Annotated in this window: 20 protein-coding genes; all 20 read right to left on the bottom strand. The window is 38.0% G+C overall.

Going from position 1 to position 22897, the window contains the following annotated elements; all coding sequences use genetic code 11:
• Nucleotides 1–143: 143 nt before the first annotated feature.
• The 20 genes from recA to dapG all read right to left on the bottom strand — a co-directional run bounded on the left by recA (nucleotide 144) and on the right by dapG (nucleotide 22879).
• Nucleotides 144–1187 carry a recombinase RecA gene (gene recA, locus J7E67_RS05900; protein WP_088086422.1) on the bottom strand — a complete coding sequence of 348 codons (1044 nt, stop codon included), beginning with the start codon at nucleotides 1185–1187 and terminating at the stop codon, nucleotides 144–146.
• 266 nt (nucleotides 1188–1453) lie between these two features.
• On the bottom strand, nucleotides 1454–2707 hold the full coding sequence (locus J7E67_RS05905; RefSeq protein ID WP_214714485.1) for a competence/damage-inducible protein A: 1254 nt from the start codon (nucleotides 2705–2707) through the stop codon (nucleotides 1454–1456).
• Between the two features lie 38 nt (nucleotides 2708–2745).
• Nucleotides 2746–3330 (bottom strand): CDP-diacylglycerol--glycerol-3-phosphate 3-phosphatidyltransferase, encoded by a 585-nt coding sequence (gene pgsA, locus J7E67_RS05910; protein ID WP_214714487.1) that lies wholly within the window; start codon nucleotides 3328–3330, stop codon nucleotides 2746–2748.
• A gap of 51 nt (nucleotides 3331–3381) precedes the next feature.
• On the bottom strand, nucleotides 3382–4281 hold the full coding sequence (locus J7E67_RS05915) for a helix-turn-helix domain-containing protein (protein WP_214714489.1): 900 nt from the start codon (nucleotides 4279–4281) through the stop codon (nucleotides 3382–3384).
• Between the two features lie 21 nt (nucleotides 4282–4302).
• Nucleotides 4303–5094: a DUF3388 domain-containing protein gene (locus J7E67_RS05920; RefSeq protein WP_088086418.1), complete on the bottom strand. Its 792-nt coding sequence runs from the start codon at nucleotides 5092–5094 to the stop codon at nucleotides 4303–4305.
• Nucleotides 5095–5258: 164 nt separating this feature from the next.
• Nucleotides 5259–5516 carry a DUF3243 domain-containing protein gene (locus tag J7E67_RS05925; RefSeq protein WP_214714491.1) on the bottom strand — a complete coding sequence of 86 codons (258 nt, stop codon included), beginning with the start codon at nucleotides 5514–5516 and terminating at the stop codon, nucleotides 5259–5261.
• 78 nt (nucleotides 5517–5594) lie between these two features.
• Nucleotides 5595–6314: an elongation factor P 5-aminopentanone reductase gene (gene ymfI / locus J7E67_RS05930; protein WP_214714493.1), complete on the bottom strand. Its 720-nt coding sequence runs from the start codon at nucleotides 6312–6314 to the stop codon at nucleotides 5595–5597.
• 72 nt (nucleotides 6315–6386) lie between these two features.
• On the bottom strand, nucleotides 6387–7679 hold the full coding sequence (yfmH, locus tag J7E67_RS05935) for an EF-P 5-aminopentanol modification-associated protein YfmH (protein ID WP_214714495.1): 1293 nt from the start codon (nucleotides 7677–7679) through the stop codon (nucleotides 6387–6389).
• On the bottom strand, nucleotides 7680–8960 hold the full coding sequence (gene yfmF, locus J7E67_RS05940) for an EF-P 5-aminopentanol modification-associated protein YfmF (RefSeq protein WP_214714497.1): 1281 nt from the start codon (nucleotides 8958–8960) through the stop codon (nucleotides 7680–7682). It abuts the gene before it with no gap.
• Nucleotides 8961–9150: 190 nt separating this feature from the next.
• Entirely contained in the window at nucleotides 9151–10110 is a 960-nt protein-coding gene (locus tag J7E67_RS05945) for an ABC transporter permease (RefSeq protein WP_088086413.1), read from the bottom strand.
• A 1-nt stretch (nucleotide 10111) separates the two neighbouring features.
• Nucleotides 10112–11158: an ABC transporter permease gene (locus J7E67_RS05950; protein WP_214714499.1), complete on the bottom strand. Its 1047-nt coding sequence runs from the start codon at nucleotides 11156–11158 to the stop codon at nucleotides 10112–10114.
• On the bottom strand, nucleotides 11151–12686 hold the full coding sequence (locus tag J7E67_RS05955; RefSeq protein WP_214731213.1) for an ABC transporter ATP-binding protein: 1536 nt from the start codon (nucleotides 12684–12686) through the stop codon (nucleotides 11151–11153). The genes J7E67_RS05950 and J7E67_RS05955 overlap by 8 nt, the downstream gene beginning before the upstream one ends.
• Before the next feature lie 206 nt (nucleotides 12687–12892).
• A complete protein-coding gene (locus J7E67_RS05960) occupies nucleotides 12893–13975 on the bottom strand; it encodes a BMP family lipoprotein (protein WP_214714503.1) in 1083 nt (360 codons plus the stop codon).
• Nucleotides 13976–14059: 84 nt separating this feature from the next.
• Nucleotides 14060–14785 (bottom strand): GntR family transcriptional regulator, encoded by a 726-nt coding sequence (locus J7E67_RS05965; RefSeq protein WP_214714505.1) that lies wholly within the window; start codon nucleotides 14783–14785, stop codon nucleotides 14060–14062.
• Between the two features lie 410 nt (nucleotides 14786–15195).
• A complete protein-coding gene (locus tag J7E67_RS05970) occupies nucleotides 15196–17544 on the bottom strand; it encodes a DNA translocase FtsK (RefSeq protein ID WP_214714507.1) in 2349 nt (782 codons plus the stop codon).
• A gap of 133 nt (nucleotides 17545–17677) precedes the next feature.
• On the bottom strand, nucleotides 17678–17917 hold the full coding sequence (locus J7E67_RS05975) for a YlzJ-like family protein (protein ID WP_214714508.1): 240 nt from the start codon (nucleotides 17915–17917) through the stop codon (nucleotides 17678–17680).
• Nucleotides 17914–18669, bottom strand: a complete 756-nt coding sequence (locus tag J7E67_RS05980) for a ClpP family protease (protein ID WP_214714509.1) — start codon at nucleotides 18667–18669, stop codon at nucleotides 17914–17916. The genes J7E67_RS05975 and J7E67_RS05980 overlap by 4 nt, the downstream gene beginning before the upstream one ends.
• Before the next feature lie 137 nt (nucleotides 18670–18806).
• Nucleotides 18807–20474: a ribonuclease J gene (locus tag J7E67_RS05985; RefSeq protein ID WP_214714510.1), complete on the bottom strand. Its 1668-nt coding sequence runs from the start codon at nucleotides 20472–20474 to the stop codon at nucleotides 18807–18809.
• A gap of 191 nt (nucleotides 20475–20665) precedes the next feature.
• Entirely contained in the window at nucleotides 20666–21538 is an 873-nt protein-coding gene (dapA, locus tag J7E67_RS05990) for a 4-hydroxy-tetrahydrodipicolinate synthase (protein ID WP_214714512.1), read from the bottom strand.
• Nucleotides 21539–21634: 96 nt separating this feature from the next.
• Nucleotides 21635–22879 (bottom strand): aspartate kinase, encoded by a 1245-nt coding sequence (gene dapG, locus J7E67_RS05995; RefSeq protein ID WP_214731215.1) that lies wholly within the window; start codon nucleotides 22877–22879, stop codon nucleotides 21635–21637.
• Nucleotides 22880–22897 lie beyond the last annotated feature (18 nt).

Here is a 22897-nt window from a genome sequence, read left to right on the forward strand (position 1 = left end):
TGGCTTTTTGAAATATTTAGAATAGGACATCATTTATTCATCCTAAAGGCTGAAATCCATTGTATTTTAACAAATAAAACTTTGTATAAAAATAACATTATGTAAAAAATGAGCAAAACCATAAATAGCTTTGCTCATCTACATTAGTCTATTAATTCAAATTGTTCATCATCGTCTTTCTCAGTGACAAATTTTTCACCATCTAAACCATAATGTTCACGGATTTTCCCTTGAATTTCGAGGCGAACATCTGGATTTTCCTTCAAGTATAGCTTTGCATTTTCACGGCCTTGACCTAATCTTTCAGAATTATAGGAGTACCATGACCCGCTCTTTTCAACAATATCTAATTCTGCGCCTAGATCAATGATTTCGCCTTCTTTAGAAATCCCTTCACCATACATGATATCTACTTCAGCCGTACGGAAAGGAGGAGCAACTTTATTCTTAACTATTTTTATCTTCGTCTTATTACCTACAATATCATTTCCCTGCTTTAACGCCTCTGCACGACGAACTTCAATACGGACAGTGGAATAGAATTTCAATGCACGTCCACCTGGTGTTGTCTCGGGGTTTCCAAACATAACGCCAATTTTTTCGCGAACTTGGTTAATAAAGATGGCGATGGTCTTCGATTTATTGATGGCTCCAGATAATTTACGTAGGGCTTGCGACATCAAACGAGCCTGTAAGCCCATGTGAGAATCTCCCATTTCGCCTTCAATTTCTGCTTTTGGAACTAATGCTGCTACTGAGTCGACTACAATAATATCAATTGCACCACTTCGTACTAATGCTTCTGCGATTTCAAGCGCTTGTTCACCCGTATCTGGCTGTGATAGCAATAACTCATCAATGTTAACACCTAATTTTTGGGCATACGCTGGGTCAAGGGCATGTTCAGCATCTATAAATGCTGCTTGTCCGCCATTTGCTTGGACTTCAGCAATCGCATGCAAAGCAACCGTAGTTTTACCTGAGCTCTCAGGACCATAAACTTCGATAATACGCCCTCTAGGATATCCACCCACTCCAAGTGCTGCATCAAGTGCTAACGAGCCACTCGGACTCGTTAAAATCCTCGTATCTGTTTTCTCTCCCATTTTCATGACAGAACCTTTACCAAATTGCTTTTCTATTTGCTTTAACGCCATTTCTAAGGCCGCTTTACGATCATTACTCACGAATCTTTTCCTCCCTTATATAAACACAAGCAAATTGCTATAATCTATTAAATTAATTCCTATTAATAATATAACCGCTTTTCGGATATTTGTCGAGTTAAAAAACGAACATTCATTCGTTTATTTTCAAAACAAAATCGTTGTAAAAAAAGGAAATTCCCCCTGACTTTTGTATCATTTTGCATTTTTAGAAGTCCGAAAAGGATAATTTCGTCTATTGTCAGACTTTTTTCTAATCCTAGTTTATTCAAAAAAGTCACAGAACGCTAATTAGCATTCTGTGACTCTTTTAAAATTCGAATGAGAAAATAGCAGCCAAATTTCACTGCACGGCTTCGGTTCGCTTCCCTTGTTCCGCCAAGGGTGATCTTTTCTACAATTGTCGGCCTTCCCTTAATTGCAATCCCTATATAAATTGCACCAACTGGCTTGCCTTCAAGTTCTTCAGGACCAGCAACACCCGTAAAACTAATCCCAATATCGGTTTTAAATACCTTTGAAGCATTTTCGGCCAGCTCTCTAGCACATTGTTCACTTACCGCACCATGAGTTTTAAGCGTTTCTTCCTGTACATGTAATAGTTTTTGTTTCACTTCATTTGAATAACAAACTACACCACCGTAAAACACTGAACTTGCACCTGAAATTGATGTTAACTCTTGCTGGAATAGTCCTCCTGTTAAACTCTCAGCGGCAGTAATCGTTAAGTTTCTTTCTTTTAAAGATTTCATTACTTCTATCAAAAGTGACGTATTATCATAGCCATATAAAAATGCACCAAGACGCTGATTTATCGTCTTTTCTAGTTCATCCAGCATAGCCTGTGCTGCATTTTCGTCCACATGTTTTGCTGTCAGTCGTAAAGTAACCTCCCCATCTCCCGCGAGCGGGGCTATCGTTGGATTGCTTTGCGCATCAATTAAATCAATAATTTCTGTTTCCAGAGCTGCTTCTCCAATTCCAAAAAACCTTAACACCCTTGAGACAATTTTCTCGTTGGACTTGTTTCTTGTAGAAAGAGCCTGGGACCCATACTGGAGAAACATCGGTTCCATTTCCTTTGGCGGGCCAGGCAGCAGCATATACGTATGACCGCCGGATTCTACAACCATGCCCGGCGCCATCCCATGATCATTTGGGAGAATGTGAGATCCTGCTAATACGAGTGCCTGCTTTCGATTATTTTCTGTCATGACCCGATTGGTCCGCTTAAAAAAAAGTTCAATCGATGCTAACGCCGTTTCATCGATAACGAGTTCTTTACCAAGCTGACGAGCAATCGTTTCCTTCGTCAAATCATCCTTTGTAGGCCCAAGCCCGCCAGAAAATATTATAATCTCTGCACGCTTTTGGGCTATTTCAATTGCAGACTTTAGCCTGTCAGGATTATCACCAACAACTGTATGAAAATAGACATTAATACCAAGCCCAGCTAATTGCTGAGACAAAAATCTCGCATTCGTATTCACAATTTGACCGAGCAATAACTCCGAACCAACTGCAATAATCTCAGCATTCATAGCAATACATCTTCCTTTACAACATAGTAGAATTAAGTTTACTTTGAATTTTTAAGGACATGACTATTTTTTGCAAAATAATCCCAGCCAGACCAGATAGTAAAAATTAAAGCCACCCATAATGACACTATATCAAAACGGAATGGTATCATTGCAAAAATTATATTATGTAATAAAAGCGATGATATCGCGACAATTTGCGCCCATGTTTTAATTTTGCCGAGCATATTAGCCGCAACAACTTCGCCTTCCCCTGCAAGCAAGAGGCGTAAACCTGTTACTGCAAACTCCCTGCTAATAATAATAATAACTAACCATGAAGGTGCATAAACATCATTCAGTTCAACTAAAACGATAAGTGCAGCCGATACGAGTAATTTGTCAGCTAATGGGTCAAGAAATTTCCCCATATTAGTGACAAGGTTATATTTACGGGCATAATGTCCGTCAACCCAGTCAGTTGCAGAGGCTAAAATGAAGATCAATGCACCGACAAAATGGGTAACTGGAAGGACGGCCCCAAGAAGTTGCATGTCGCCCCATTTAAAAGGAGCAAGCATAATAATCAAAAATATTGGAATTAATAATATTCTTGATACCGTTATTCTATTCGGAATATTCATAGTTTTCCTCCGTTTATTTATTAAAAGTGAAAAATAGTCATCTACAGATGACTATTCGTCTTTCAGAACATATTGAATCGTTATGTTCTGAACATTCGCAGTCGCTGGGACTGCATACTCAAGCTTTTGGTCATTCACATAAATTTCAGTGTCAGCAGCATTTCCAACCCTGATCACAGCCATACTTTCTGCTGATAAATCTTCTGTCTGGCTCTCAGTTGAACCTGTTTTTAGTGTTCCTTGAAAAAAGGATTTCCCTTTCCCATTTTTAATACTAACCCAGGTTTGACCTTTAGAAACCAACTTCACAATAAATTTATCTGCATTTTTTAATTCATAGGTTGAATTCCTGCCGCTGCTTTGAACTGCTGTAATTTCTTGTTTAGGTGTTTCTTCTACCGTTGTTTGTTCCTCTTCCTGTACTGTATTATCCTTCTGTTCCTCATTTACTTTCTGATTATCTTTATCATCTGCTTTTTCTTTATCAAGATTCTTCGATGTAACAATTTTAACGGGTTCATTCTGCTTACTAATTGATTCATTTGAATTTCCAGCAGCATGATTCGATATAAAGTAATATACAAGGCTTGCTGCCCCAATTACAAAAACACCGATTAATACCTTTGGCAGAATATCAAATATTTTGGAATTACCTTCAGTAATTGTTTTGTGTGTTTTCACTCTAGACAATTGCTGGGGTAAGTCATCATTATAGGTAGCAGGAATTTCGCCTTTATAGGTTTCAAAGATTTCATCAGGATTGAGGCTTAAAGCCTCTGCATACTGTTTAATAAATGCACGCACGTAGAAATTTCCAGGCATGCTCGCATAATTACCTTCTTCAATACCAATTAAATACCGCTTTTGAATTTTGGTCATGGATTGGACATCATCCAAGCTTAATCCTTTAGCTAATCGGGCTTCTTTTAGTCGATTCCCTAATTCAGTCAACTGTTAACACCTTCCAATTTATTAAAAATCAAAATCACCAAAATCTGATCCCGAGAACATGTTATGCTGATCAACGACTTCATATGTAATCTCTTCTTCCGCGTCATTCCTAAGCTCAATAATATAATCAAAATCATCGAGTGTGTATTCTGAGTTTTGTACAAAGACATCAGGGTGCTCGATTACTTTTACTGACGGCAGACGCATGATTTCTCTGACAAGCTGCCAATGACGTTCATTTGCTCGTTTTGTTGATACTATTCCATCAAGAATAAATAGATTATTTTCGTTGTACTCATCTTCAATTAATTGATTGCGGATTGTTTGTTTTAACAGTGTCGATGAAACAAATAACCAACGTTTATTTGCACAAACACTCGCTGCAACTAATGATTCTGTTTTACCTACCCGTGGCATTCCACGAATACCAATCAGTTTATGTCCCTCCTGCTTAAATAATTCTGCCATAAAATCAACTAATAAGCCAAGTTCATTCCTTACAAAGCGAAAGGTTTTTTTATCATCAGCATCTCTTTGAATATAGCGGCCATGTCTAACTGCAAGCCTGTCACGCAGTTTTGGTTCCCTAAGTTTAATTAGTTTTATTGTGTCCATAGTATGTAAAATTGACTCTAGTCGTTTAATTTGATCATCGTCTTTTGCTAAAATGAGCAAACCACGTCTTCCTTCATCCACACCATTAATCGTCACAATATTAATAGAAAGCATACCCAATAGGGATGAAATGTCACCCAATAGCCCTGGACGGTTCTTTTGAATCTCATATTCTAAATACCATTCTTTTTTCACGATATAAACCTCCTATAAAGAAGTTTCGACACTTTTCTGCATTTCCTCATCTAACCCCTATAATAAATGATTTTGGATGAAGATGAAAGTAAAAACACAGATATTCGTTTCTTTAATGGAGTTTATAGATTTATACATACAAAAAGAGAGGAGAAACCTCCTCTCTTTTAGCGGGCGCCATTATTTTGAATCAATTTAACCATGATATTTGCAATAGCTTGTTGTTCTTCTTTATCAGCAACAGACCAAAGATCAGCAAGAATTCTTTCTTGCTCGTTTTTTGGCTCTACTTGGCTTGATAAATAATCACCAATTTGAAAGGCAAGATTACTAACTGCTCCCTCACTCATACCTTCATTTTGTGCATGGTGAAGACGATCAGCAAGAAAGTCCTCCCACTGTTTCCAGTTATCTAAAACAGACATTGTTTTCCCTCCTTTAAATTAGTACAAGTTTATTTTGCGATGAAGTGAAGGGAACTATACATGAATAACTTGTGAATTTTATGTATACCAGCCACCATTTAACGAAAGGACTTGCCCGGTCATATAGGAAGATTCATCTGAGAGCAAGAAAGCGACACTCCTCGCTATTTCTTCTGGCTGACCAAGTCTTCCCATAGGTATCTCATAAGAAATCTGGTCCACCTCTTCTTGTGAAAAACTTTCCATCATTGGTGTCGCGATCGCACCAGGGGCGATCGCATTAACGCGAATGCCATTCAATGCTAATTCTTTACTTAATGCCTTTACGAAGGCAATTTGTGCACCCTTTGCGGTAGAATAGGCCACTTCACAGGCCGCACCTGTTTGACCCCAAATGGATGTAATCACGACAATGTTCCCTTTACCTTTAACAAGTAATTTCGGCAGGAGCTCTTTGGTCAGCATTAATGGATTTAGTACGTGAACATTCATTAATGCCTCTGCTTCAGGCTGTTGCAAATCAATAAGAAGTCCATATTGACTGGTTCCACCGCAATGGATGATGGCGTCTAGCGAAAAAACCTCAGAGTAGACTTTCTTATAACCATTAGGGCCGCCAAAGTCTGCTTGGATAGGAATATACTCTCCACCGTATGGCAGCAGTTTTTCGATTAGGTCTCGAATCGATTGTTGATTTTTATTATAATGCAGATACAAATGATAGCCTTTTTCAGCGAGGTTAAGCGCAATGGCTTGTCCTATTCCACCACTTGCCCCAGTGATCAGTGCATATTTCATTTCTTCACTCTCCCTCTAATAAAAAAACATTTATACGAAGAAAAAGCGCCGTGTTACGACGCTTTCACTTTTCTATTTTTTCTTTGGAACTACTTGGCAAACTGAAAAGCGTTCTTCCGAGATCACCTGAGATGCTAGTGATTGTACATCGTTTAAGGTGATTTTTTCAAGTGTTGGAACAACATCAAAAAGATTCATATCATTAAATGCATAGCGAGTAAATTGATTTGCGATATATTCAGGTGAATTGATCGCTCGTAGAAATGCACCTATCTTCTTTCTTTTCGCTCTTTCCAATTGCTCTTCATCAAAGATCATTTGGCTTTTAGCCTTCAGAAGCATTTTTTCTAGTGTTTCAGCCAGCTTATCAGGTTCACCTGTATCCCCGCCAATCATTGCAAACCCAAAGCCTTGTTCCTGCGTGTAATCAAAGGAAAAGGTTTCATCAATTAATCCTTCATTATACAATTGATTATAATTTTCTGAGCTTTTTCCAAACAATAGATCCAGTAATACATTCATTGTTAATTCATTTTTAAGCAATTCATCGCCTGTTTGGTCGACATGAATTGCTTTAATACCTAGTAAGCATTTTGACGTTTGAACATTCATTTCAAGCACTTGTTTCTTTTCAGCTGCTTGTGGGGGTTCTGCTTCAAATTTGCGCTTGATTTCAGGCATATCCTTGTATTCTTTTTTTGCTTGATTTTCTTTCACTTGGTTCATGAAACTGTTGGGGTCCACTGGGCCAACAATAAATAACAGCATGTTGCTCGGGTGATAGAAGGTGTTATAGCATTCATATAGCCAATCTTTTGTAATATGTGAAATAGACTCAATGGTACCTGCTATATCAATCTTAACTGGATGGTTCTGATATAGATTTTGGATTAATCCAAAGTATAAGCGCCAATCTGCATTATCATCATACATTGTGATTTCTTGCCCAATAATCCCTTTTTCTTTTTCGACCGTTTTTTCAGAAAAATATGGATCCTGAACAAAATCAACGAGTGTTTCAAGGTTCTTTTCAACATCAGAGGTGCTTGAAAATAAATAGGCAGTCCGTGTAAAGGAGGTAAAAGCATTTGCGGATGCCCCTTGACGGCTAAATTGCTGGAAAACATCACCGTCTTCCTTTTCAAAAAGCTTATGTTCTAAAAAGTGGGCTATGCCGTCTGGTACTTTAACATACTCCTCTTTTCCTAATGGAACAAATGTATTATCAACAGAACCATATTTTGTCGTAAATGTAGCAAAGGTTTTATTAAAACCCTTTTTAGGCAAGATATATACATTTAGTCCATTGGCTAGTTTTTCATGATAAAGCTCTTCCTGAAGCTGGTCAAACGTTATTTTCTCCATCTATTTGCCTGCCTCCGTTCCAGTTAAGAAGTATATGGTATCAATTTCAATTTTTTTTGCAACTTCTACAATTTCTTCTTTCGTTACCTTTTGCATTTCTTGAAGCCATGTATCCAAATTAATATTTGCATCGGCCACGACGTTATGATATAGAATTTCCGTAAGTCCTCTTGAAGTGTCTATCGTCTCAAGAATTTGATTTTGAATCACTGCCTTGGTTTGTGCGAGCTCTTGGTCTGTGAAATCACCATTTTTCATTGCCTCTAATTGATCATGGATAATCCCAACTGCCTGGTCATAATTCTTTAAATCAATGCCTGACATAACCATCATCAGGCCTTTGTGACTTTCAAGACGGCTCGCTGCATAATAAGCAAGGCTTGCTTTTTCCCGCACATTAATAAATAATTTGGAATGCGAGAACCCCCCAAAAATGCCATTAAACACCTGCAAGGCAAAATATTCTGGGTCCCCATAGACGATATTTGTCCGATAACCAATATTTAATTTACCTTGTTTTACATCTTGTTCTTCTTTTATTTCCTGTACCTGACTTTTTCTGTTTATTTCCTGTGGTACTAACTTTTTCGGTTTTCTGTCCTCAAAATGTAAAAGTTCAGCAGCATAATTCTTTACCTCTTCTTCATTTACATCCCCGATGATATATAAATCCATTTCGTCATTTAAAAAAGCGTTTTTATAATATTCATATAGATTCTCAGGTGTAATGGCATCTACATCTGCTGCATCTCCATTTACCTCTAAGGCATAAGGTTCGCCTTTACACATTTCTTGTATTAGTCGGACATTCGAGTAGCGCATTTTATCGTCAAAAACTGATTGGATCCTTTGTTTTTGTGTCCGCTTCTCTTTTTCTATAGTATCATGGTCAAATGCATTACCCTTAATATTTGGATTGGTTAATATTTCGGCTAACAATTCAAACCCTTTTTTTAATAATGGGCTTGGATCATTTAAGAATTTTTCATTGGCAATTTCGATCGAGAAACTCATTATATGGTTTTCACCTTTTTTCGAGAGGTCAACAAAAAAGGTGGCACCATATAACTCATCGAGATACGACCGGAGTGCCGTGGTTGTAGAATACTTTTTAGTGCTGCTTTGCAATACTTGAGGGAGAAGAGCGCGTTTGGTGACATCCTCCTTTGTTAATGGTGCTTTCATCTTCCAAATCAATGTATTCGTTTTAAATTTTTCTGTTGGTATAAAGTGTAAGTTATACCCCTTAAGTGGTGTTATTTTTTCTGTAGCAGTGGCCATTTACATTCCTCCTTAACTGTTCAAAGGTCATACTTAACAATATGTAAACATTTATCTTTATATCTTTTCCTTTGTAATAAAACCTATACTTATTACTATAATTTGACATGCTTGGTCATTACAAGCAAATACTCTTTGTTTCAAAAAAAAGAACCTCTGAAAGAAAATTCAGGGTTCTTTTTTCAACCTATTATCGATTACCTTTGATGTAGTGGGTTCCACTAGCTTTTGGTGCATCGGCACGACCGATGAATCCAGTTAAAGCTAATATGGTTAACACATATGGAGCAATTAACAAGTATACATTTGGAATTTCCTTTAAGAAAGGTAAACTTGATCCAATGATACTGATACTTTGCGCGAAACCGAAGAAGATTGCAGCACCTAATGCACCAAGTGGATGCCATTTACCGAAAATCATTGCGGCTAACGCCATGAAACCTTGACCACTGATTGTCGAGTGGCTGAAGTTAGACGTAATAGATTGTGCATAAACTCCACCACCGAGACCACCAAGAGCTCCGGAAAGGATGACACCCAAATAACGCATTTTGGTGACATTTATACCCATAGTGTCTGCCGCCATCGGATGTTCACCGACTGAGCGGAGGCGGAGACCAAATGGTGTTTTGGTAACAATAAACCATACTAAAATGGCAACCAAAATTGCTAGAAACGATGTCCAATACGTATTTTGGAAGAAGATTTTACCGATTACAGGAATATCCTTTAAAACAGGAATATCAATTTTGCTAAACCCCTTACTGATAATTCCAGTTTCACCTTTATCATAAATGAGCTTTACAAGAAAAAGGGTAAGTCCTGTTGCGAGTAAGTTAATTGCCACACCGGAAACCGTATGGTCCGCCCGGAAGGTAATTGCCGCAACCGCGTGTAATAAGGAAAAGATCGCTCCTGCAGCCATTGCTATTAATAATGCTATCCAAGGTGTAGCACTGCCAAATGTATCAAATGTAGTTAAGTTAAATACGATCGCCGAAAATGCCCCAATTACCATTAAACCTTCAAGTCCAATATTAACTACCCCAGAACGCTCCGAGAAAATACCGCCTAATGCAGTGAAGACAAGAGGAGCAGCCCATAATAAAGTGGATGGAATAAGAATGATTAAAATATCCATTAAACTCAACTTACTTCACCTCCTTCTTACTGAATCGGTCAAGAAATACTCTTATTATATAGCTTGATGCAACAAAGAATACGATTAACGCAATAATGATATCAACTAATTCATTTGGTACTCCAGCTTCAAGCGGCATGTTTAGTGCTCCTACTTTTAGAACACCAAATAGTATCGCTGAGAAAAATACACCTAGAGCAGTATTACCACCTAGTAATGCAACAGCAATTCCGTCGAAACCAACGCCTGAGAATCCACCCTTAACAGCGGCATATTCGAATGTTCCTAGTCCTTCCATAGCACCAGCTAAGCCAGCAAAGGCTCCTGAAATAACCATTGAAAGGATAATATTTCTATTAACGTTCATGCCCGCATATTGTGCGGCATGTTGATTAAAACCTACTGACCTTAATTCAAACCCTCTTGTTGTTCTTTCTAATAAAAACCACATTATAAAGCAAGATATAATAGCAAGAATAATACCCCAGTGAAGTCTAGAATAGTCAGTTAGACTTTCTAACCAGCCAGATCGTAATGTTGCTGATTTATGAATAGGACCTGAATTGTCCCCATGATCTGTGATTACATTACGAATAAGATAATTCGATACATGTAAGGCTACATAGTTCATCATAATGGTTACAATTACTTCATGCACACGAAAACGTGCTTTTAATAGACCAGGAATAAATGCCCAAAGCGCACCTGCAACTATGGACGCTAAGATAGCAAGTGGTAAATGAATAATACGTGGCAGGTCAAAAGCTACCCCTACCCAAACCGCTGCAAGCCAGCCTACTAAGAATTGCCCCTCAACCCCGATATTAAATAAGCCCACTCGGAAAGCAAAAGCAACAGCTAATCCGGCTAAAATATATGGGGTAAACTGTCTTACTACTTCCCCGATATAATAGATATCTCCAAATGCGCCATTCCATAGTGCCGTAAAGGCCGCAATTGGATTGTACCCACTAAATAACATGATAATTGTTCCAACAATGATGCCTAATAAAACAGCAATAATTGGTGTTAAAATACTTTTAAACCGTTTAGACATGGTTTTGTTCACCCGCTTCCTTTCTATTCGATCCAGCCATCAACAATCCGAGTTCCTGCTCAGTCGTTTCCTTTGGATTAACAACAGCCACGATTTTCCCCTCATAAATAACCGCAATACGGTCACTAACATTCATAATTTCATCCAATTCAAAGGATACAAGCAAGACACCTTTCCCATTATCGCGCTGCTCGATTAAGCGCTTATGAATGAATTCTATTGCCCCAACATCCAAACCGCGAGTTGGCTGTGCCGCAATGAGTAGGTCAGGGTTACGGTCTATTTCACGTCCAATAATCGCCTTTTGTTGATTACCACCAGAAAGGGCACGTGCCAAAGTGTATTCACTTGGTGTGCGAACATCAAACTCACTTATTAGCGATTTAGCCTTTTTATATATTTCACTAAAGTTTAAGATTCCGTTCTTTGAGAATGGCTTTTTATTATACGTTTGTAAAACCATGTTCTCTCCAATTGGGAAATTTAATACTAACCCGTGCTTGTGACGATCCTGAGGAATATGACCTACGCCAGATTCAGTAATTTGCCTTGGAGTATGATTGATCAATTCTTTGCCATTTAATTTTACACTGCCACTTTCAGCTTTACGTAATCCTGTAATTGCTTCAATAAATTCAGATTGTCCATTTCCATCGACTCCAGCGATTCCGACAATCTCCCCAGCACGGATAGAAAGATTAAGACCATTAACAACCATAACACCACGAGGGTCTTTAACAACCAAATCCTTGATTTCAAGTACTTCTTGTTTTGGGGTTGCTTCCTTTTTATCCGTTTTAAAGACAACCTCACGTCCAACCATTAAGCTCGCAAGTTCATTAGGGTTTGTTTCGCTAACGGTTACAGTTCCAATCCCCTTACCTTTACGAATAACGGTACAACGGTCAGAAACTTCCATAATCTCTTTAAGTTTATGGGTAATGAGAATAATAGATTTGCCTTCTTTTATAAGCGTTTTCATAATTTGTATTAATTCTTTAATCTCTTGTGGTGTTAATACGGCTGTAGGTTCATCAAAAATAAGAATTTCTGCCCCACGATAGAGTGTTTTTAAGATTTCAACCCGTTGCTGCATCCCCACTGAAATATCGGATATTTTTGCTTGCGGGTCAACCGCTAGACCATAGCGCTCTGAAATTTCACGAACTTGTTGTTCAGCCTTTTTAAGATCAATTCGACCAGCTGAGGTTATTTCTCTACCAAGGATAATATTTTCAGTGACAGTGAAGGTATCAACCAACATAAAGTGCTGATGGACCATTCCAATTCCAAGATCATTAGCGATATTAGGATTTGCAATGTTAACCGGTTTCCCTTTTACACGGATTTCACCTTGTTCTGGCTGATATAATCCAAAGAGAACATTCATCAAGGTTGATTTACCTGCACCATTTTCTCCAAGCAAGGCATGGATTTCACCCTTTTTTAATTGAAGGGTTATGTTATCATTCGCAACGAAGCCATTAAACTCTTTACGGATGTTAAGCATTTCAATTACATATTCCATCTTTTCTCACTCCCTGTGATAAGGTAAAAGGAAAAATTGACCAACAGTAGTAAGAGGTCAGACCTTTCCGAATTTTAAAAAAACAGGGAATTCCTCCCCACTTAAATCTTAAATGAAAAGTAGAATATTTATTCTACTCTTCAGTTAGGATTCATTAGAAAGGAATAAGCGAGCACTAGTTAAATCCCGCTTATTCCTCACAAAAATTATTTTACACTAAAAGTCTTTAATTCAGCACGAGTTCCTGGAACTTTTACTGCGCCTGATTTAATCTTTTCAACCCATTCTTTTACTGCAGCTTCAATCGCATCTTTTTTATCTGCTTTTGCGTTGATTGGCGCTACGCCAACCCCATCTTCAGCTAAACCGTATAATGCAACTTCTCCACCAGGGAAATTGCCATCCATTGCTTTTTTAGATAAATCCTGTACCGCTACGTCAACACGTTTTAGTGCAGATGTAAGAACAATATCTGGACCCATGTCGTTTTGGTCACGGTCTACACCGATAGCCCAAATTTCTTTACTAGGATCTTTTGCTTTTCTGTCAGTTGCTTCTTTGAATAGACCGTTCCCAGTACCACCAGCAGCATGGAACACTACGTCCGCACCTGAAGAATACATTTTAGATGAGATATTTTGACCTAATTCTGCTTTATCAAATGCACCTGCATACTGAACATCCACTTTCACTTCAGGTTTTGCAGCTTTAACGCCTGCTAAGAAGCCAGCTTCGAAACGTTCGATAACTGGGATTTCCATCCCACCGATGAATCCAATATGGTTAGATTTTGTTTGAAGTGCAGCTGCTACACCAGCAAGGAATGCTGCTTCTTGCTCTTTGAAAAGAACACTTGCAACGTTTGGTTGTTTAACTTCAGCATCAATAATAGCAAAGTGTGAATCTTTTTGTTGTTTCGCAATTTCTTCTACAGCAGCTTGCATTAAGAAACCAATTCCGTAAACTAAATCAAAATCTTGACGTGCAAGAGTATTTAAGTTAGTAGAATAATCAGCATCAGATTTTGATTGAAGGTAATCATATCCACCTTTACCTTTTGTTAAGCCATTGTCTTTACCGAACTTTTGAAGACCTTCCCATGCAGATTGGTTGAATGATTTGTCATCAACACCACCAACATCAGTTACCATTGCTACAGAGAATTTATTTGCCTTTTCTCCACCTGTAGCTGGTTCTTTACTTGTATCATCACTTTTTCCACATGCCCCTAAAAGTGTACCAGCAGCTAGTACTAGTGATAAAGCCATTCCAATTTTACGCTTCTTCATGGTATTGACCCCCTATGAATATTGTTGATTTAGTAAAAATGTTTTTATAGCAAGACTGGTTGCGTTTTCAAAAAGGATAAAAAATTAAACTCTTTTCCTTAAAACATGAAAACTAAACTTGTCCGCTTTAAAATAGTTTACCGAAAAAAGGATTGGCTCATCCATTTCATCGAAATGCATTTGTTTTAAAACTAACAAAGCAGTTTCTGGTTCGCATTCTAGAATTGGGGAAATTTTTTCATGATAGCCAATTGGCTCGATTTGAGCAACCGCGTATGTAATCCTTCGGTTTGCCTTATCTTCCAAAATACTGAAGATAGATTCTTCTGTATGGGAAAATGTTTCTGGCAATATGCGTTCTGGTACCTTGTCGACACAGTAGACGACCGGTTCTCCATTTGCGGTTCTTACCCTCTCCATCACGAAAATCTCCTCACTTGTAGAACAAGAGAAACGACGAACATCCTCTTCGGTCGGACCTTGCGTTGATGAACTAAGGAAAATTGTTCCTGGTATCATACCAGCTTGCTTTATCATGGCAGTGACACTATTAAGTTGTTCAATCCCTGAAGTAAACAATGGCTTAACATTAACAAAAGTTCCAACACCGTGGCGTCTAATGATAACGTTTTCTTCTTCAAGTATTCGCAATGCTTCACGAAGGGTGGCCCTGCTTACACCAAGCTGTTTTGCAAGATCAAACTCAGAAGGTAATTTTTCTTTTTCTTTATATACCCCATCAGCGATATCTTGCTTTAACCGATCGATTACTTGTAAATATAAATGCCGGTTATCTGATTTTATAGACATGCTGTTTCCTCCAGCCTTATTCCTTAGACATCAGACATCTGATATCATTTCTACTAATCGAAATTATATTAACACTTTTTTTCGGATAAATAAATAGCTATTAAAAAATTTGTCGAAAAAGGCTACGAGGTAATGTCACAAATATAACTAAGAATTTTCACCCATTTTCTAATTAAAATCCCTTGGGATATATGCAGGTATTATATTTATTATGATGAGACTTTAGTATCTAGTTCTATATTGTTGTAACCTCCTACTATTTTATTATTTTATTTGACTCATTATTCATAGTATGAAAAAAGCCTTTATTATGAGTTGTATACTTCAACATAATAAAGGCTGTGAAATAGAAGTTAATTAACCTGTTCCGGTCTTTCACTAATACTTTTATATTCTAACTTCTTATTCAATTATGAACTTTGTTCTTCTTTATCTTTAGGTTTTGGCTGTAAAACAGCACGTGGCTTACTGCCTTCATATGGACCAACGATACCGCGTGCTTCCATTTCATCAATTAACCTTGCAGCCCTTGTGTAGCCAATACGGAACCGTCTTTGTAACATGGAAACAGATGCTGTTTGCATGTCAATAATTAACTCAACTGCATCATTATATATATCATCATCGACCGCACCTGTTACTTCAGGAATATCATCTGGGATCATCTCATCTTGGTATTGTGCTTTCTGTTGGGAAATAACAAATTCAACCGTGTCCTCGACTTCTTGGTCTGAGAGAAACGCACCTTGAACACGAACTGGTTTGGATTCTCCAACTGGAAGGAACAACATATCCCCTCTTCCCAAAAGTTTTTCCGCACCCCCCATATCTAAAATTGTCCTTGAATCGGTTGCACTTGACACTGCAAAGGCAATTCTGGATGGAATATTTGCCTTTATTACCCCAGTAATTACATCAACGGATGGCCGTTGAGTGGCAATGATTAAGTGAATTCCCGCTGCTCTCGCCATTTGAGCAAGGCGGGTAATCGAATCTTCTACATCCGACGAGGCCACCATCATTAAATCAGCCAACTCATCAACAATTACCACAATAAAGGGCAGTAATGGCTGTTTATCATTTTCCTCTAAATTATGCTTTCTTACGTGGTCATTATAGCCCTCAATATTACGTGTACCCGTGTAGGAAAACAATTCGTACCGTCTTTCCATTTCATTTACCACTTTTTTCAAAGCTTGTGATGCTTTTTTTGCATCAGTTACAACAGGTGCTAGCAAATGAGGAATTCCATTATAAACATTGAGTTCAACCATTTTCGGGTCAATCATCATTAGTTTCACTTCATGGGGCTTTGCTCGCATTAAAATACTCGTGATAATGCCATTTATACAAACACTTTTTCCGCTTCCAGTTGCACCTGCAACAAGTAAATGGGGCATTTTATTTAATTCAGCTAAAACAGCTTCACCTGTAATGTCCCGGCCTAAGCCAATTAAAAGCTTGGAGTCAGGCTTGTCATTTTGTGTTGCTTCTAATACCTCGCGAAGCGAAACTACAGCAACCTCCGAGTTAGGAACTTCAATTCCAATTGCGGATTTACCAGGAATTGGCGCTTCAATTCTTATCCCCTTAGCAGCTAGTGCTAAGGCTAAGTCATCACTTAAACTGACAATTTTACTTACCTTTACACCTACGTCAGGATGAACTTCATATTTTGTTACAGCTGGTCCTAAATGCACCTGTGTTACTCGTGCTTTCACGCCAAAGCTTTGAAATGTCCTCTCTAGTTTTGCCGCATTTGCATGAATTTGTTCATATTCTCCACTCTGATCTGTTTTCTTTGGCAAATTGAGCAATCGAAGTGGTGGCAGCTCATAGTCAATATTCTCTACTTCCGTAAAGGTGATCGGCGGGATACTATCCTCATTTTCTTCAGAAGTTCCTTTTCCATCCTTTGTTTCTTCTTGGTGATTCTTATCCTGTGCATCTTCTTCCACATATGCCCTATCGGCAAAACTTGATATAATTGGCTCAGATGTTCTAATTTCCTCTTGGAGTGGTTGAGTTTCTGCATTTAAGACAGGCTGATTTTGTTCACGGTTTTCCTGCTCTTTTCTTCTCTGTGCGATTCTCTCTGCTTTTCGCTCTCGTTGCTTTTGTTTCCAATCTGTCATATCCGTTTTAAAGGCATCCCATTGACTTTTTGAAAAATCAACCATCACAATCATGATTTTCCCGATGAAATCTCCAAATGATTTACCGGTAAGTAAGATAATTCCAATTAAAATAAAAATAAATGCAATAATTTTCGTACCTGTTTCAGCGAATAAATAATGGAATAAGGCAAATAAAACTGCTCCAAGCATTCCCCCGCCAAGATCGGTGGTGCTTGTTTCACCTCTAAGTTCCATCATAAACAATTCCCATGTATTGCTGATAACACTAGGATCTTTAAATTTCCCATCATTGGTTAGCAAATGAAATAGGGTGACATGGCTCAAAAGCAGAATAGCAGAAGTTATAAAATAACTTCCAACCAATTTAATATGGAAGAAAAAAGGAATAGTCCGTTTCCACATCAAATAAACGCTTAACACAACAAGCCCAATTAAACTGAGCATATACCATTCTCCCATCCAAAAACGGAAGAAGATAACGGTGGCCTTCCCAACTGCACCAAGCTTTGCTATTGATATGATCGCAATAGCTAAAAGAGCCAGTGCGGATAATTCAAATTGAACGGTCTTTTTCAAATGGTTATCTCTCTTTTTTGGTTGTCTTCTTTTTTTCTTTGCCATCTAATCACCTTGTTGTTTCATTATGGTATATTTAATCCTTTTTTATATTACATCCTAAGATAAAAGGAGTTAAAAGGAAGAAAGCAGCCATTCAGGCTGCTCTTGTATCTTACACTGATTATACCATAATCTACTATTGCAATGCGGACAATCCTTCCAGGCTCGCGAAAGAAATTTTTGCGCCTGGGCATATTTGATTATCCATATAATGCTGTGGATCCGTGCTCAGAATTCGGATAATTTGAACATTTTGACCATCTATAGACTCGACTAAGAGTGGAATTCCTTGATAGCTTGCCATTTGTTGATTGCTAGGTGAATTGGCCTCATATGGAAAAATGAGTTCTGGTGGCATCATGGTATAAAGAATCATTGAATCAACACTTCATTCTTTTCTTTATGAAGATCTATCAATTCATTTAACTTTTTCATTGCCTGCCCAAGTCCGCCAACTTCATCGATGAGACCTGTTTTTACAGCATCAACCCCAATGACATTGGTACCTATATCTCTGGTTAAATTACCTTTAGCAAACATTAAATCTTTAAATGTTTCTTCGGTAATTTTGGAATGCTTTGTTACAAATTTGACAACCCGCTCTTGCATTTTATCCATATATTCAAAAGTTGCTGGAACGCCTATCACTAGACCAGTCAATCGGATCGGATGGATCGTCATTGTTGCGGTTTCCGCAATAAAGGAGTAGTCACAGGAAACAGCAATTGGGACCCCTATTGAATGCCCTCCTCCTAATACAATTGAAACAGTCGGCTTTGATATGGTCGCTAGCATTTCGGATATTGCTAGACCCGCCTCGACATCGCCGCCAACCGTATTTAAAATAATAAGGACCCCCTCAATTTTTGGATTTTGTTCTATTGCAACGAGTTGAGGAATTAAATGTTCATATTTTGTTGTTTTATTTTGTGGCGGCAGTGCTAGATGTCCTTCAACTTGACCGATAATGGTCAGACAATGAATTTTAGAATCAGTTGAAAGCTGTGGAACATTGGTTTGTCCTAGCTGCTGAATCTTTTCTATCAATGCAGAAGAAGGTTTTTCCTCTTTTTGAGGCTCCCCGCCTTCTTGGTTTTCAGATTCAATTTTTTGTATGTCGTTATTCATCCTAATACTCCCTTCAAGCATGATATTGTTTAGTATTTACCTGTAGGAGGTAATTTCATGCTTAAAATAAAAAGCACTGGATCCCCAGTGCTTTTTAATAAGAGTAATATACCATTTATGATATTTAGGTTAGCTTTTTAGATTTCCATAATTATTGGAAGAATCATTGGTCTTCTTTTTGTTTTTTCATATAAATTTCGGTTTAATTCTTCTCTAATATCCTGCTTTAAACTTGACCATTCAAAGGAATCTTTTGCAATATTTCTTTCTACAATGTCTCGAACTAGATTTGTTGAATCATCCATCAATTTTTCGGATTCACGAACATAAACAAAGCCTCTTGAGATAATCTCCGGTCCTGCAGCTATTTTCCGATCTTGTTTTGTTAAGGTCACTACCACAATAAGAATTCCATCCTGCGATAAAAGTCTTCGGTCGCGAAGGACTATATTTCCAACATCACCAACACCAATTCCATCAATTAGTATATTCCCAGATGGAACCTTTCCAGCAAGGGCAAGCTTCCCGTCTTTCATTTCAAGGATATCACCACGGTCTGGAATTAAGATTTCTTCATCGGTAAGTCCACATTCCATAGCCAATTTTCGGTGAGCTTTTAGCATCCGGTATTCACCGTGAACAGGTATTAAATATTTGGGCTTCATCAAGTTAATCATAAATTTTAATTCTTCTTGGCTTCCATGACTCGATACATGGATGGTTCTTTTACCTGATATAACATTTGCCCCGGCTCTAAAGAGCATATCAACAGTCTTGAATAAAAATACTTCACTCCCCCTAAGAGGTGAAGCAGCGATTAAAACGGTATCTCCTTTTTGAATATTAATCACTTTATCAATTTGCTTTGCCATTTTCTGCAATGCCTCTATAGGTTCACCCTGACTTCCAGTCATTAATACGACTATTTCTCGGTCTTGATAATTTTTTATCTCACTAATAGGAATGATTAAATCCTCTGCTACTTCTAAATATCCTAAATCAAGGGCAATATGATAAATTCTCTCTAGACTTTTCCCTACCACTGCGACTTTACGTCCATTCTCATTTGCTGCATTAAAAATATGCTGGATTCTATTTATATCTGAAGCAAAACAAGCAGCAATAATCCTCCCCGGTGCATTATAGAAAGCATTTGACATTTCACGCTCAACAATTGCTTCAGATGCGGTGTACCCCGGCTTTTCTGCTTCTGTACTATCAGACAACAAACATAATACCCCTTGTTCTCCGATGGATGCCATCTTCCCAATTTCTGGTTTATAAAGCTTTGTAGCCGCTTGATCAAATTTAAAATCACCAGTATAAACGATGATCCCTTCAGAGGTATGTATACAAACACCAACAGAATCAGGGATACTATGATTGGTTTTAAAGAAGCTTACATCAACAGCATCCAAGTTAATAATCGTATCCGAATCCACCTCAATAAAATTTGTTTTACCAAAATAATCTTGTTCTTTAAGTTTAGCATTTGCAAGGGCAAGTGTTAGCTTGGTTCCATAGACAGGGACATCTAATTGACGAAGTACATACGATAAAGCCCCTATATGATCTTCATGGCCATGAGTTAAGAAAATTGCTTTTACCCGGTCTTTATTTTCTTTTAAGTATGTAATATCCGGAATTACTATATCTATGCCAAGCATTTCTTCCTCGGGGAACATTAAGCCGGCATCTATGATAAATATGTCCTTGTCCACCTCAACAAGATACATATTCTTTCCGATTTCTCCTATACCACCAAGTGTAATTAACTTAATGGAATTATTTATTTTCTGTACCAAATTGTAAATCCTCCTAAGTTGAAACGAGTATACGCCGTTAACATGCGCTTCCGCTTTTTAATTTCCGATCGAGATCAGTTAGAGTTATTATACTAGATTTCTGAAAACCTTTCCAACATTTATAATAATTATGCTAATTCTAAACAAAAATAAGCCAACCGAATGATCCTTCGGTTGGCTTTAGGTAGTCATTATACCTTATTTAATAAAGTAATTAACGCTGCACGTTCTTGTTCTGTTAGCCCTACGAGAGGAAGCCTTACTGATCCAACGTCTAATCCAGTTACCTGTAAGGCTGTTTTAACAGGCGCAGGACTAGAAGCAGTAAATAAACCTTGCATGAAAGGGAGGAGATGCTGATGCAATTTTGCAGCCTTTTCATTCTCACCATTAAAGAATGCTTTTACCATTTCTTGCAATTGATTTCCAATCACATGTGAAGCAACCGAAACAACGCCTGCACCGCCAATGGAAAGAACAGGGATTGTCAGGCTATCGTCCCCACTATATAATACAAAATCATCATCCGTATTGGCAATGATGTGTGTCATTGCATTTAAATCCCCGCTTGCCTCTTTGACTGCAACAATATTAGCTAACTTAGAAAGTCTAATGATCGTCTCGGGAAGGATGTTAACTGCAGACCGGCCAGGGATGTTGTAGACCATAACCGGCAGGGATGTAGCTTCTGCAACGGCTTTAAAATGCTGATATAGACCTTCCTGATTTGGTTTATTATAATAGGGTGCGACAACCATTATAGCATCCACGCCAAGTTGCTCAGCTTTTTTTGTCAATTCAACAGATGCATAAGTATTATTGCTTCCTGTTCCTGCTATTACGGGAATCCGCTTTTTTACCGTTTTTACAACATGATCAAATAATGCCAACTTTTCTTCCTTAGTTAACGTTGGTGATTCACCAGTGGTTCCAGCAACCACAAGTGACTCTGTTCCATTTTCAATTAAAAAATTCACTAATTGCGTGGTCTTGGCAAAATCAATATGTCCTTTTTTATCAAAAGGGGTAACCATTGCCGTCGATACTCGCCCAAAATGAACCATATTCTTACTCCTCTCAATACAATCCAGCATACTAAAAACACTCATTTTCTCTTCCGAATTCATTATAAGGATTTACCATTGAATTGGTGAAATCATCTATAAATCTGAAAGATTAAATTCAAATGATTCTTCTTCTAATTGAAAAGCATCATGAAGGGCATTTACGGATTTAACCAAGTCCTCCTGCTTTACAAGTACCCAAATCGTAGTATGACTATCTGCAGATTGTAGTATCCGAATTCCATGATCCGATAAGGCCGTTACGATTTTCGAAGTAACTCCAGGAACTCCGGCAATCCCTGCACCAACAACAGAAACTTTTGCACAATGACGCTCTACGACAGGATCATGACCTAATTCGTTTAAAACCTGTATTGCTCGATCGGTCATTTCCTCTGTTACTGTATAAATTACTCCGTTTGGCGAAATATTGATAAAATCTACACTGATTCCTTCATTGGCCATCGCCTTAAATACTTCTGCCTGCAAGTAATATTGATCCTTTTTAGCGAATACCTTTATTTGCGTTACACTTGAAACGTGAGCGATTCCAGTTACAACTCGTTCCTTTATGTCACTGCCACGATTATTTTTATTTAATGAGGTTACCAAGGTTCCTAAATTATCTGAGTAGGTTGAGCGAATCCGAATGGGTACTTTTGCCTGCATTGCGATTTCAACTGCTCGTGGATGAATGACCTTTGCACCCTGATAAGCCATATTACACACTTCTGTGTAAGTTACTATGGGAAGTGGCCGTGCATTTTCTGCAATGCGTGGATCGGCTGTCATAATTCCTTCCACATCGGTAAAAATATCTATCCATTCTGCATTAAGGGCAGCACCTAAAGCTGCAGCTGAGGTATCACTTCCGCCACGACCAATTGTGGTAATATCGCCATTTTTTGCAGCTCCTTGAAAACCGGCAACCACAACAACATCATTTTTCTCTAACTCACTTAGCAACCTGTCACATTTCATTTCATTGATTTTTGCATTTGTGTGGTCGTTGTTTGTTCGGAATCCCGCTTGAGCGCCAGTTAATGCAACAGCATTAATACCCTTTTCCAATAACATACTTACAAAAACGACACTAGAAATAATCTCACCGCAGGACAATAATAAGTCGTGTTCCCGTTTTGAGATTTTGCTTAAGTTCCCATCGATTAATGAAAGTAATGTGTCCGTAGCATAAGGGTCACCTTTTCTTCCCATCGCACTGACAACGACAACCACTTTATAGCCATCAGCTAAAGCTTTCTCGATATGGCCTTCCGCATATTTCCTACCTTTTTGATCTCTTACAGATGTACCGCCAAATTTTTGAACAATAATTTTCATGGTGACACCAAAACCTGC

It is taken from the genome of Bacillus sp. ISL-46, from assembly GCF_018613205.1.